This is a genomic window from Bacillus sp. FSL L8-0193 (assembly GCF_037976065.1).
In the GTDB taxonomy this organism is placed as follows: domain Bacteria; phylum Bacillota; class Bacilli; order Bacillales; family Bacillaceae; genus Bacillus; species Bacillus paralicheniformis.
On the sequence record NZ_CP150261.1, the window covers coordinates 3,981,521 to 3,994,254 of the forward strand.

Below are 12,734 nucleotides of genomic sequence, written 5' to 3' on the forward strand. Positions count from 1 at the left end.
TACCAGTCACAATCCCCGGTATTTATTTTTTAATACGCTTTCATTTTATTATGTGATAACGCTTTCGTCAACTACTTTTTTATTTTCTGTGAAAATCGACCTAAAAAAAGCCTGATCGCGCGTTATCAGGCGGTATTACCTATAGGAATCATTTAAACGCTGGACATGCAGCGTAATATATCCGACTTCCGATTCCGGAAGATGAAGATCATATTCAGTTTTCACGTAATCCGCCAGCCCTGCCGCACACTGGTAGCTTTCAGGATACTTTTTCCGGATGAAATAAAGCATGTCATCGTCCATGACATGAAACGCTTCATTTGATTCCAGCCTGTTGATGGCATACCTGAGATGCGTGACAAGACGCTGATATGAGATGCTGTTTTCGTCAATCTTCTGATTGAAACAGCATTCGATTTTTTCTATCAATTCTTTGATGATGTTCGTGTATTTAAGCGTCTTCTGCATGTTTTCCGCATCCATTTTTGCGGTATGAATATGCAGCGCAATATAACCCGCTTCATCATCAGGCAATTCGACTTTCAATTTTTCTTTGACCAAATCGATTGCCCAGAGTCCGATCTCATATTCTTTTTTATAAAGCGCTTTGATTTCATTTAATAATTTATTTTGAATGACGAATCCTTTGCGGACTCGCTCGATCGCAAATGACAAATGATCCACAAGGGCGATGTGGATATGATCGCTCAACGGTGCGGACAGCCGCCCTTCCGCATAGCTGATGATCTCTTCGGCAGCTTCAATATGTTCTTCCGGAAGTGTTTCGAGGATTTGTTTAAACTTTTCATTTTCTTCATGAATGGTAAAAATTTTTTCTACCTTGTTTCTTGGAATGGTATCGTTTTTGCCTTTTTGAAAAGCGATACCAGGCCCCATGACAATTTTTTCTTGACCATCCTCCTTTATGATTGCTGCATTGTTGTTCAATACTTTATAGATTTTCAAAGCCGTCACCCACTTCCCGTTATGAGTGGGATTTTACCTTGTTTAAGTTCCCGTGTAAAGAGTTGGTCCGGCTCTTACCCTCTTCACCGCTTTTTGGCAAACAGCCCGGTTGGGTTCTGTCGTAAAACTGCCGGGCATCGCTCTCTTACAGCCCGACATCCGCTCTGTTGATTCTTCTCTTTTTTCCGAAAAGCCGCCTGCCTGATAAGCATCGGCAGCCTGATATGTACCGCCGGCGAACGCCATCACCTTCATCTGAGTCTCTCTGACAGGCACCACCGCATTCAGCAGCACGGCCGTCCATAATTTTAAAAATGATATCAAACCTTTCATACCGATCCCCTCCAGTTTCGTTGTGATAAAACTAGCAACTCTATTAAACTTTCTTGCTCTATCTTATCCCAGCAAAATGAAAATGTTTGTCACAATGTGTGTGCAAAATGATTCTAGTTTTTAGAAGTTTTGTTGAAAACTGATGGAAACGCATGATTCAACGGAAACAAACCATGAATGTAACTTACTCACAGCTTATCCTAAGGATAAACACATATTACCCACAGGGTATATCCACATATCCACATATTTATTCAACATTTAGTATAAGAACGTATATTCCCTACAATATCTATACACAAGTTTATTCACTTATACACAGTAAATTGTGCATAAATCTAAAGACATCCACTCCAATACATTGAATCTTTGAAAATTATTTCTATATATAGAAGGATTTTTTTGAAACTGAGAGAATATTTTAAAAGTTCGAAACTCTAAGGATTACAAAGAAACCATTTATCCGTAAGGGGGAAAACAGATTGAGAAAAAGTATCATGCGCTATTTCGTCATGGCTTTTATTCTATTATTTTCGTTATCCACATTCCTCACCGGAGTGCAGGCAACATCCGTTCCCGATCAAAAGTCGCCTGAACTTGAGAAAGCTGAAATCTACGGTGATATTGATGTGACGTCTGATAAACAGACAACAGTTATTGTGGAGCTGAAAGAAAAGTCGCTTGCCGAAGCAAAAGCGGATGGGGAAAAGCAAACGAAAGCTTCTTTAAAAACCGCTCGCAGCAAAGCGAAAAACAGTGCGCTGAAAACACTCAAAAAAGCGAAAATAAACCGCGAATACGACCGTGTATTTTCGGGTTTTTCAATGAAACTGCCGGCCAGTGAAATTCCGAAGCTGCTCGCCGTCAAGGAAGTAAAAGCGGTTTATCCGAACGCAGCTTACAAACCTGACAGCATAAAAGGAAAAGACGTGACACTTGCAGCGGATGCCATTTATCCACAGATGGATAAAAGTGCACCGTACATCGGAGCAGATCAGGCATGGAAATCAGGCTATACCGGTAAAGGCATTAAGGTAGCTGTCATTGACACGGGTGTGGATTACACACATCCTGACTTAAAGAAAAATTTCGGCCCATATAAGGGGTATGACTTTGTGGATAATGACTATGATCCACAAGAAACACCGGCAGGCGACCCGCGCGGAGAAGCGACTGATCACGGCACCCATGTTGCGGGGACCATCGCCGCGAACGGTCAGATTAAAGGGGTGGCGCCTGAAGCAACGCTTCTTGCTTACCGTGTGCTCGGCCCCGGCGGCTCAGGAACAACCGAGAACGTGATTGCAGGCATTGAAAAAGCCGTCGCGGACGGAGCAAAAGTGATGAACCTCTCATTGGGCAATTCACTGAACAGCCCTGATTATGCAACAAGCATCGCACTGGACTGGGCGATGGCCGAAGGAGTTGTCGCCGTTACGTCAAACGGAAACAGCGGACCGGAAAACTGGACGGTCGGCTCGCCGGGAACTTCAAGGGATGCGATTTCCGTCGGCGCCTCGCAGCTTCCATATAATGAATATTCTGTGAGGCTTCCTTCGTATTCGTCAGCAAAAGTGATGGGATACCAGGAGGAAAAAGATCTTGAAGCTTTGAACGGTCAAGACGTGGAACTTGTTGAAGCTGGGATCGGACAAGCTGACGATTTCAAAGGCAAAGATGTGAAAGGAAAAGTAGCGGTTATCCAGAGAGGCGTCATTCCATTTGTGGATAAGGCCGAAAACGCCAAAAACGCCGGCGCTGTCGGAGCCGTGATTTACAATAATGTAACAGGGGAAATCGAGGCCAACGTTATGGGGATGGCCGTACCGACTGTCAAATTGTCGAAAGAAGAGGGCGAAAAGCTTGTTCAGCAGATCAAAGAAGGGGAACGCTCTGCTGTCTTTTCTTTCAAATTGGACAAAAAGCTCGGGGAAACGATTGCCTCCTTCTCGTCGCGCGGACCTGTCATGGATACATGGATGATTAAACCTGACGTTTCAGCGCCAGGCGTCAATATCGTCAGCACCATTCCGACCCACGATCCGAAAAACCCTCACGGTTACGGTTCAAAGCAGGGTACAAGCATGGCTTCCCCACATGTCGCGGGAACGGCAGCCCTATTAAAGCAGGCCAAACCGGATTGGACGCCAGAGCAAATCAAAGGCGTGCTGATGAATACGGCGGAAAAATTGACGGATGAAAACGGAAAGCCTCTCCCTCACAATACGCAAGGAGCGGGCAGCATCCGCATCATCGAGGCCCTTCATGCTTCATCAATTGTAACGCCGGGCAGCCACTCATACGGAACGTTCCTGAAAGACAAAGGAAAACAAACGAAAAAACAAGCGTTCACAATTGAAAACCTTTCTTCATTCAGAAAAGCCTATCAGCTCGAATACTCCTTTAAAGGAGCGGGCATCACGGTATCAGGAACGGAACGAGTCGTGGTACCGGCCCATCAAACAGGTAAAGCAACGGCAAAAGTAACCGTCAATTCCGCCAAAACGAAAGCAGGCACATATGAAGGCACGGTTTACGTCCGTGAAGGAGGCAGAAAAGTCGCCGAAATTCCGCTCCTGTTGATCGTCAAAGAGCCTGACTACCCGCGCGTCACATCCGTAACAGTTGAACCGGGGGCAAAGCAGGGTGCTTACACGATCGAAGCCTACCTGCCGGGCGGGGCTGAAGAGCTCGCATTTCTCGTCTATGATGAAAATCTGAACCTTCTCGGGCAGGCCGGCGTTTATAAAAACCAAGGCAAAGGCTATCAATCTTATCAATGGAACGGCAAAATCAATGACGCCGCAACCCTTAAGTCCGGAAAATACTATATGCTAGCCTATGCGTCCGCCAAAGGAAAATCAAGCTACATTCTGACGGAAGACCCTTTTATCGTCGAATAATGACAAGCCTTGTTGAGAACCACTCAACAAGGCTTTTATATGTTAAAATACGGATAATGCGTTCAGGAGAAGCTCTCCCTTCTCTTCAAAACGTGAAAAAAGCAATCGGAGGACATCGTATATATGCTTTCTTTTATCGTATTATTCGGCTTATCCTTCCTTATTGTCTGCTTTATATTTTTCACGATTTTGTACTTCGCCGTCAACCTGCAGAAGCGCGAGCCCAAGCCTTTTCAAAAAGCAACGGAGCAAACCGTCGATACCGTCATCCTCGTTCCGCTCAGCTGGCTGTTTACCGCTTTATACATATGCATTCTGTTTATTCTTTTCCCGATCCGCCATTTTCTCGATTTTTTTCAGCAAAAACGTTAAATTGACTGATGAAACGCTTCGGCCAGCAGCCGGTAAGATTCCAGCCTGTCTTGAAAATCGTGGGTGATCGTCACCGCCATGATTTCATCCGTTCCGTAAGCGCCGGCCAGTTCAAGCAGCTGTTCCTTCACCTGCCGCGGCGTCCCGATGACCATCCGTTTTCGATTGTCTTCCACTCTCTTTCTTTCATAAGGAGAATATTGATATGACAGCGCCGTTTCCAATGATGGAAAGCCTTCGGTCACTATCCCCTGTTCATTGGCTAATAAAGAGAAATCCAAGCTTTTTGCAAGGTTCTCCGCTTTCTCTTCTGTCTCAGCGCAAATCACAAATACAGCAATGATCACGTTTGGCTGTTCACCCAATACAGAAGGTTCGAACCTCTCTTTGTAAAGTCTGGCCGCCTCTTCTCCGCCTTCGCCGTTAATAAATTGGGCAAATGTATACGATGCCCCTGTTTGGGCGGCAAGCCTCGCGCTTTCCCCTGAGGAGCCGAGCAGCCAGACAGCGGGCGCTGCGGCCACGTTCGGCGATGCGATCAAGTTGGGAAAGCGGTGGTGTTCATCGGCTTGATCGTGTAAATATGTGACGAGATCCTGAATTTGTTCGGGATATTGGTCAGTCATCCGTCTACCTCCATTTTGAAGAGCCATGGAAGCGATCGGCATCCCTCCCGGAGCACGTCCGACACCGAGATCAATCCTTCCGGGCGCAAGTCCTTCCAAGACGCGGAAGTTTTCTGCCACCTTGTAGGCGCTGTAATGGGGAAGCATGACGCCGCCGGATCCTATACGGATCTTCTCTGTTTTAGCCGCAAGATAACCGATCAGAACCTCCGGACTTGATCCTGCCAAGTTTCTTGAAAAATGGTGCTCGGAAACCCAAAATCTCTTGTATCCGAGGCGCTCCGCCGCTTGCGCGAGCTCCACCGTATGCTGTAAAGCCTGTTCAGGTGTGCTTCCTTCAGAAACGGGAGTCTGATCAAGTATGCTTAATGACAACATCTTTTTCACCCCAAGTCTTCGTTTACTTTTCCTGCGCAAAAAGAAATAATAGTATCATGGATAAACCTAAAGGAGCTCCTAATACTGATGAATGAGACGAAGCAAAAAACGCACCCGCCAGTCGTAGAAGAACGCTTTGCAAAAGGCTGTTTATTCGGAATCCTTTTCAGTCTTCCCTTTTGGCTGATGTTTTATCTTTTTCTTCAATACATGCTGACAAGATAAGTCCCCTCCGAGTCGGAGGGGACGTTCCTTACCTTTTGTTCAAACCTTTTCCTTTAACGAATTCATTCATATACGCACGCGGTGGCTTTTTGAGGCTTCCGGTGATCTGGTCTGTCCATTTGTCAGACCGTTTGCCGTCTGTCCGCTTTTGATAATAGTTTGAAATCGTTTCGTCATATGCGGACATATGTTTTTTAAACTCGGCTTCGTCCGCTTGATAGGCATTTTCATGATAAATGTGATCAAGCGGCAGACGCGGCTTTTTATCCGACAGGTTGGCCGGATGGCCGACGACAAGCCCGAACAGCGGCAGAACGTATTCAGGTGTTTCCAGAAGCCCGGAGACTTCGTTCAAGTTATTGCGAATCCCACCGATATAGCAGATGCCGAGGCCCATTGATTCGGCCGCTATTGACATATTTTGAGCGGCAAGAGCTGCATCGATGACGCTGACCATAAAGGTCTCCGTCCCTTCAAGAGAAGCTGTGATATCTACACCCTTTTCCCGGGCCATTTTGTCATGCCGGTAAAGGTCTGCGCAAAATACAAACAGATGGCCGTTTTTTTCAACATATGGCTGATTTCCGGCCAATTCCGCAAGCTTGCGCTTCTTGTCCGGGTCGGTGACACCGATGATTGAATAAGCTTGAATATAGCTGGACGTCGATGCGCTTTGAGCGCTCTCCACAAGCAGGCGAATCTCTTCTTCGGTCAGGAGCTGATCTGTAAAAGACCTGATCGAACGGTGATTTAAAATTGTTTCAATCGTTTTATTCATCCTTTTACCTCCTCAACCTTTATCATATCCAATATCTGCTTTTCCCTAAAGCAAAACGGTTTGGCGGACTGCAGATGGATTCAATTTCATATGGTAAAATGATAGAATCGTCTTACAATTTTTGAAGCGGAAAGGGAGATGACGGTGAAGTCTGTAATTGAAGAATTAGATGCATTATATCCGGAAATGATCGAACTCAGGAGACATTTTCACCAATATCCGGAGCTTTCCCACCGCGAGGTCAATACACCGCGCACCATTGCAAATTACTTGGAAAACCTCGAGATTGACGTGAGAACAAATGTCGGCGGCCAAGGGGTCATCGGTCATATTAAAGGCGGCCGCCCCGGCAAGACGGTCGCCTTGAGAGCCGATTTCGACGCTCTGCCATTACAGGATCAAAAAAATGTTCCGTACCGGTCAACTGTCCCCGGCGTCATGCACGCTTGCGGACACGATGCTCACACGTCGGCTCTCCTCACAGCCGCAAAAGCCCTGGCAAAGCATCAAAAAGACTTGAAAGGAAATGTCGTGCTGATCCATCAATTCGGTGAAGAGGTCACACCAGGCGGCGCCAAACCGATGATTGAAGCCGGCTGTCTCGAAGGCGTGGATGCCATTTTCGGCACCCACATCTGGGCTCCGATGCCCGTCGGTCAAGTCGGTGTTACATCAGGCCCGATGATGGCAGCCGCTGATAAATTTAAAGTCACGATATCCGGGCGGGGCGGACACGGAGGCGCGCCTCACTTAACGACAGATGCTTTAATAACAGGAGCCTCAGTCGTCAACCATCTCCAGCAAATCGTCAGCCGCAGAATCGATCCGACGGAAGCAGCCGTCTTGTCGATCGGAACGTTTCATTCAGGCCAGGCGTTTAACGTCATCGCCGAAGAAGCGGTCATTGAAGGAACGGTCCGCACCTTTTCAAAGCATGTCCAAGAGACGATCATCGCCGAGATGGAACGCGTCATCAAGGGCGTCTGCGACAGCAACGGCGCTTCATTTTCACTCGATTATGAAAAAGGCTACCCGCCTGTCGTCAACCATGAAAAAGAAACGGACATCGTCCGCCAATGTGCCAATCGAATCGTCGGCCCTGAAGCCGTCATCGAACTCGAACCGAATATGATCGGCGAAGATTTCTCTTATTATCTAGAACATGTCCCTGGATCATTCTTTTTTACCGGCGCGGGCAATCCGCAGACTGGAGCCGTTTACCCGCACCATCACCCGCTGTTTGATATCGATGAAAAAGGCATGCTGAACGCTGCGAAAATTCTTGTGTCGGCAGCTCTCGCATTTTTAAACCAAGATTAAAGACAGCCTGATTCGGCTGTCTTTTTTACTTAAACATATACCCTTTATATTTTGTCAGCTGGCAGCTGGCATTATAAACGATCGCATAGCCGATCAAAGCAGACAACACAGAGCTCCCTCCGTAGCTGATGAACAGAAGGGGAACGCCCGTAACCGGCATCAGTCCGACGTTCATTCCGATATTTTGGAATGTATGGATGACGATCAGCGCCGTATACCCAACACAGAAAAATGATGCAAACTTATTATAAGGATGTATCTTATCGATCAGCACGACAAGCCGGTAAATGAAAAGGAAAAACAGGATGACGACAAAAGTACAGCCAATAAAACCGAAACTTTCCCCGATGACGGCAAAGATGAAATCGGTTTGGCCTTCAGGAACGTAGACTTTCAAATTGTTCATACCCGTTCCGAAGATTTCTCCAGAGCCGATCGCCGTAACGGCCTTTTCGGTCTGATACGTATCGTTCGCGTCCTGCTGGCTCGAATCGACCCATGTCATCACCCGGTTGATCTGATATTGCTGGATGTGCAGCGTATCCTTCGAAAACTCCGGAAAATTGATCACCAAAAACAGAACGAGCAGTACGAGGGTGATTCCTGACCCCGCCACAATCGAAATCAGCTTCCAGTTCACACCTGATAAAAACACCATAACGGCGACAAAGAACATGCAGATACCGGCCGTACCGGCGTCCTGCATTAAAATCAAACCGACCGGAACCGCAGATACCCCTGCGATTTTCAGCAAAAGGTGAACATCCTCCTGCATCGAGCGCGAGCCTTTCGGACTTGCTTTGGAAATCACCGAAGCCAGCATCATAATCAGGCCGATTTTCATAAATTCCGACGGCTGCAGCGTGACCGAACCAAATTGAAACCAGCTTTTCGCTCCTTTGATAATCGGTGCGATCGACGTTGGACTGAACTTTAACACGATCAATGACAAGATGCCGAATAGATATATGTATATGCTGAATTTTTCAAGCTGCTCCAGATCAAAATAGAGAAAGCCGACGATCACCGAAATGCCGAGCAGATAAAAGAACAATTGCTTTGCCGGATAGCCCTTCAGTGAAAAAGACGGCTCTGCAGCGTAAACAGCGATCACACTGATTAAAAAGAACATGGCTAATATAAAAATCAAATCTCCCTGATAATAGGGACTTGTCGTATTTTTCTTCTGACCCATTGTACCCCGCCTTATTTCTTCATCAAAAGCACTAACTTTCATTATAACATGAACAACCGTTCACATTGCGAAAAAGGGTGAATAAAATAACAGCCTGCATGCATCAGGCTGTTATTTGAACATATAGCTTTGATACTTTGTTAACTGGCAGCTTGAATTGTAGACAACCGCGAAGCCGATCAAGGTTGCTACGACTGAGCTTCCTCCATAGCTGACCAAAAGCAGCGGGACGCCGGTCACGGGCATAATGCCGATATTCATTCCGATATTTTGAAAGGTATGAATGACAATTAAAGCGGTAAAGCCCGCACAGAAAAATGAAGCAAACCTGCTGAACGGATGTATTCGGTCTATGAGCACGACAAGCCGGTAAATTAGGAAGAAAAACATAATGACAACAAACGTGCATCCGACAAACCCGAAGCTCTCGCCGATGACGGCAAAAATAAAGTCTGTTTGCGCCTCAGGTACATAGACTTGAAGATCGCTTACACCATTTCCAAATACTTTCCCCGAACCGATCGCCAGCTGCGCCCTTTCGACCTGCATTTTATCGTCGGCATTCTGTTCGCTCGGATTGACCCAGGTCATGACGCGGTTGATTTGGTATTGTTCAACCCCGAGTGCTCCCGCGACATCGGGAAATTTGATAATGACAAACAAAATCAAAACAATGACTGTAAGACCCGTTCCGAAGATGAGAGAAATCAATTTCCAGTTCACGCCCGACAGGAATACCATCACAAGAATGACAAACGCGACGATTCCGGCTGTACCCGTATCCTGTTCTAAAATCAAGCCGAACGGAACAATGATAATACCGGCGATTTTCAGCAGAAAGATGCAGTCTTCTTTCAACGTACGCTTGCCGACAGGCCCGTTTTTCGACATGAAGGAAGCCAAATACATGATCAGCCCGATTTTCATGAATTCCGACGGCTGCAGCGTAAACCCGGGAAGCATAAACCAGCTTTTGGCACCGTTGATAACCGGCGCAAACCTGTATGATCCGATATATGCCGGACTGAACTTTAACACGATCAGCATCAAAATCCCGAGCAGATAAAAATAAAAGCTGAGCTTTTCAAGCTGCTCCAAATCAAAATAAAGAAACACGATGATGATAAAGGCCCCCAGCAAATAGTAAAGGGACTGTTTCATCGCAAAGGGTTCATTATATTGATTAAACTGCTGAGCGGCGTACACAGCCACAACGCTTATGATAAAAAAGACAATATAGACAAAAATCAAATCCCCCTGATAAAAGGGATTTGTAATATTCTTTTTCTGACTCATTCGAAATCCCGCCCTTATAATATGACACGATGAAATAATCCAGGAAGACGGCATCCGCTTCCTCACAAATGATATGACGTACAAAAGAATAAAATGTTTCGATTTTATTGCGAACAAATTCCTATTCTATTTTAAAGGATTTTTCCAACTATTGTCGAATGTGATAAATTCATTGATTTTTGATTGATTTGTATTAAAATGAGTAATGTTGCATAAAATTAAACTTTTGCCTCCGGCAGAAGCGATACAGAATCACCAATTCATAAGGAGTTTTTCATTTGGATAAAGCACTTCAAAAGCGTAAACGGCTTGATCTCATAAAATTTTTGGTCCCTTCGCTTATCGGAATTATTCTGTTTATGATTCCCGTTAAAATCGAAGGAAATTTAACGATTCCAATTGCTGTCTTTTCAAATGCATTGCAGAAGCTGCTTCAGCAGCAATTGCCGTTAATCATGACGGTCATCGTAACCGCAACATTTATCTTAACCTTTATCACCAAAACCTTTCATCCGGCTTTCATTAAAAAAAGCGAGTTTTTCTATAACTTGCTGAATGTATCTTTATTTTGGTATATCGTCCGCCTGTTCGGCATGATTTTCGCAGTGATGGCATACTTTAAGATCGGCCCTGAAGCGGTATATGCCAAGAGTACAGGCGGAACATTATTATTCAGCTTGCTGCCCGTTCTCTTCTCCGTCTTTTTATTTGCAGGCCTGTTTCTGCCGTTTCTGTTGAACTTCGGCTTGCTTGAGCTGTGCGGCGCTTTGATGAAAAAGCTGATGAGACCTGTCTTTAAGCTGCCGGGACGGTCATCGATCGATTGTATGGCCTCATGGCTCGGCGACGGCACGATCGGCGTGCTCCTGACAAGCAAACAGTATGAAGAAGGGTTCTACACGAAGCGTGAGGCCGCCGTCATCGGCACGACTTTCTCAGTCGTCTCCATCACGTTTTGCCTCGTGATTATTTCACAGGTTGACCTTGCCCATATGTTCGTTCCGTTTTATTTGACGATATTGCTGGCGGGTGCCGCAGCCGCGGTGATCAGCCCGCGGATTCCGCCTTTATCAAGAAAGGCTGATACTTATATTACAGACCAAGCGGATCAGGATCAAGAGGAGATTCCCGAAGGATACACTCCATTCCAATGGGGACTCAGCCGGGCTGTCGCAAAAGCAAAACAAAATACAAGCGTCAAAGATTTCTTGCAGGACGGAGCCAAAAACGTGCTCGATATGTGGATGGGCGTCGCTCCCGTCGTCATGGCGCTCGGCACAGCCGCACTGATTGTCGCTGAATATACACCTGTTTTCAAATGGCTCGGGCTGCCGTTCATTCCCCTGCTCGAACTGCTCCAGGTTCCTGAAGCCGCCGAGGCCTCACAAACGCTTGTCGTCGGGTTCGCCGACATGTTCCTTCCGTCTGTGCTCGGAAGCGGGATTGAAAGTGAAATGACCAGGTTCATCATCGCCTGTTTATCGGTTACACAATTAATCTACATGTCGGAAGTCGGCGGTCTTTTGCTCGGTTCCAAAATTCCGGTGACATTCCTTGACCTCGTCTTGATTTTTCTCGTTCGGACGCTGATTACGCTGCCTGTCATCGTACTGTGCGCCCACTTTATTTTTTAGACAAATAAGAGGCTCTCGGCGCCAAATGCCGAGAGCCTTTTTTGTTTAGAAAAAGTCGTTGATCCAAGGGGGCTGCGGCCTTATCGTGCGGTCCAGCCTGTCACTTTCTCTTCGTTTCCGGAATCCTGCCGGTTTCGTATAGGGAACGCGCGGTCTTGGCTAACTTTTGCAGGATCAATTTCCTCCACGCATTTTCTCTCCTTCATCCTTTATGTCCTATTGAATCGCCGCGAAAATTGAGCCGATAGTTGGAGCGGAAAATGCTTTCCAGTATGTATCATTTTTCGAAGAACGTGGTATAATAAATGTAACAGAATGTTCACAAAATATTCTCCAATTAGACACAATTGTCGTTTCATTCCGCTTTTTTGGCAGCGCTATCATTATTGAAAGGGGCTGAAAACGCATGGATATGTTTTTCGCTTACTTGCTGATCGCAAGCGCCACTCCTTTATTTTTATGGCTGGACAACAAAAAGGTCGCAATTTCTTCTATTCCGCCAATCATTTTAATGTGGGTCTTCTTCTTTTTCTACATGACCAGCAGCCTTTCTCCTACAGGACACTCTCTCATGATCGTACTCTTTATTCTCAACGTTGTCATCGCCCATGTCGCCGCTTTCATCATTTACGGACTTCCATTGATTCGAAAGCACATGAGCCGATAAAAAAGTGCCGGTTGTTCCGCCGGCGCTTTTTTTGCTGTAAG

Annotated in this window: 12 protein-coding genes; 6 read left to right on the top strand and 6 right to left on the bottom strand. The window is 46.1% G+C overall.

Translation table 11 applies throughout. The features are described 5' to 3' along the window. Positions 1-135: 135 nt before the first annotated feature. Both MHH76_RS20030 and MHH76_RS20035 read right to left on the bottom strand, forming a co-directional pair. A complete protein-coding gene (locus MHH76_RS20030; RefSeq protein ID WP_023857020.1) occupies positions 136-966 on the bottom strand; it encodes a PRD domain-containing protein in 831 nt (276 codons plus the stop codon). A 42-nt stretch (positions 967-1,008) separates the two neighbouring features. Beyond that, complete coding sequence (locus tag MHH76_RS20035) at positions 1,009-1,299, bottom strand: hypothetical protein (protein WP_023857019.1); 291 nt, start codon at positions 1,297-1,299, stop codon at positions 1,009-1,011. Between the two features lie 482 nt (positions 1,300-1,781). Between MHH76_RS20035 and MHH76_RS20040 the strand changes: the two genes are divergently transcribed. Continuing rightward, on the top strand, positions 1,782-4,202 hold the full coding sequence (locus MHH76_RS20040; protein WP_023857018.1) for a S8 family serine peptidase: 2,421 nt from the start codon (positions 1,782-1,784) through the stop codon (positions 4,200-4,202). 123 nt (positions 4,203-4,325) lie between these two features. Then, positions 4,326-4,574: a hypothetical protein gene (locus MHH76_RS20045; protein ID WP_023857017.1), complete on the top strand. Its 249-nt coding sequence runs from the start codon at positions 4,326-4,328 to the stop codon at positions 4,572-4,574. On the opposite strand, the gene MHH76_RS20050 is transcribed toward MHH76_RS20045, so the two are convergent. Further along, positions 4,571-5,578, bottom strand: coding sequence for an LLM class flavin-dependent oxidoreductase (locus tag MHH76_RS20050; RefSeq protein WP_025810610.1), 1,008 nt, complete (start codon positions 5,576-5,578; stop codon positions 4,571-4,573). The two genes, MHH76_RS20045 and MHH76_RS20050, sit on opposite strands and share 4 nt — an antisense overlap. 87 nt (positions 5,579-5,665) lie before the next feature. Here MHH76_RS20050 and MHH76_RS20055 point away from each other — a divergent pair, with 87 nt between their 5' ends. Next, a complete protein-coding gene (locus MHH76_RS20055; RefSeq protein ID WP_023857015.1) occupies positions 5,666-5,803 on the top strand; it encodes a hypothetical protein in 138 nt (45 codons plus the stop codon). 28 nt (positions 5,804-5,831) lie between these two features. Here MHH76_RS20055 and nfsA read toward each other — a convergent pair whose 3' ends face one another. Continuing rightward, positions 5,832-6,581 carry an oxygen-insensitive NADPH nitroreductase gene (gene nfsA / locus MHH76_RS20060; protein WP_025810609.1) on the bottom strand — a complete coding sequence of 250 codons (750 nt, stop codon included), beginning with the start codon at positions 6,579-6,581 and terminating at the stop codon, positions 5,832-5,834. 144 nt (positions 6,582-6,725) lie between these two features. On the opposite strand from nfsA, the gene MHH76_RS20065 reads away from it, so the two are divergent. Beyond that, the gene (locus MHH76_RS20065; protein ID WP_025810608.1) at positions 6,726-7,901 is read left to right on the top strand and encodes an amidohydrolase; all 1,176 of its coding nucleotides are present in this window, start codon (positions 6,726-6,728) and stop codon (positions 7,899-7,901) included. 25 nt (positions 7,902-7,926) lie between these two features. On the opposite strand, the gene MHH76_RS20070 is transcribed toward MHH76_RS20065, so the two are convergent. After that, entirely contained in the window at positions 7,927-9,096 is a 1,170-nt protein-coding gene (locus MHH76_RS20070; RefSeq protein ID WP_023857012.1) for an FtsW/RodA/SpoVE family cell cycle protein, read from the bottom strand. A 111-nt stretch (positions 9,097-9,207) separates the two neighbouring features. Beyond that, complete coding sequence (locus tag MHH76_RS20075) at positions 9,208-10,392, bottom strand: FtsW/RodA/SpoVE family cell cycle protein (protein WP_023857011.1); 1,185 nt, start codon at positions 10,390-10,392, stop codon at positions 9,208-9,210. 278 nt (positions 10,393-10,670) lie between these two features. On the opposite strand from MHH76_RS20075, the gene MHH76_RS20080 reads away from it, so the two are divergent. Continuing rightward, complete coding sequence (locus MHH76_RS20080) at positions 10,671-12,026, top strand: YjiH family protein (protein ID WP_023857010.1); 1,356 nt, start codon at positions 10,671-10,673, stop codon at positions 12,024-12,026. A 406-nt stretch (positions 12,027-12,432) separates the two neighbouring features. After that, positions 12,433-12,693: a spore morphogenesis/germination protein YwcE gene (ywcE, locus tag MHH76_RS20085; protein ID WP_020453353.1), complete on the top strand. Its 261-nt coding sequence runs from the start codon at positions 12,433-12,435 to the stop codon at positions 12,691-12,693. The last annotated feature ends 41 nt before the right edge of the window (positions 12,694-12,734 follow it).

Bases quoted from the DNA above. Each gene is read 5' to 3' on its own strand.
- MHH76_RS20045 (WP_023857017.1), top strand. From the start codon at position 4,326: ATGCTTTCTTTTATCGTATTATTCGGCTTATCCTTCCTTATTGTCTGC.
- MHH76_RS20035 (WP_023857019.1), bottom strand. From the start codon at position 1,299: ATGAAAGGTTTGATATCATTTTTAAAATTATGGACGGCCGTGCTGCTG.
- MHH76_RS20055 (WP_023857015.1), top strand. From the start codon at position 5,666: ATGAATGAGACGAAGCAAAAAACGCACCCGCCAGTCGTAGAAGAACGC.
- MHH76_RS20075 (WP_023857011.1), bottom strand. From the start codon at position 10,392: ATGAGTCAGAAAAAGAATATTACAAATCCCTTTTATCAGGGGGATTTG.
- ywcE (WP_020453353.1), top strand. From the start codon at position 12,433: ATGGATATGTTTTTCGCTTACTTGCTGATCGCAAGCGCCACTCCTTTA.
- MHH76_RS20070 (WP_023857012.1), bottom strand. From the start codon at position 9,096: ATGGGTCAGAAGAAAAATACGACAAGTCCCTATTATCAGGGAGATTTG.
- MHH76_RS20050 (WP_025810610.1), bottom strand. From the start codon at position 5,578: ATGTTGTCATTAAGCATACTTGATCAGACTCCCGTTTCTGAAGGAAGC.
- nfsA (WP_025810609.1), bottom strand. From the start codon at position 6,581: ATGAATAAAACGATTGAAACAATTTTAAATCACCGTTCGATCAGGTCT.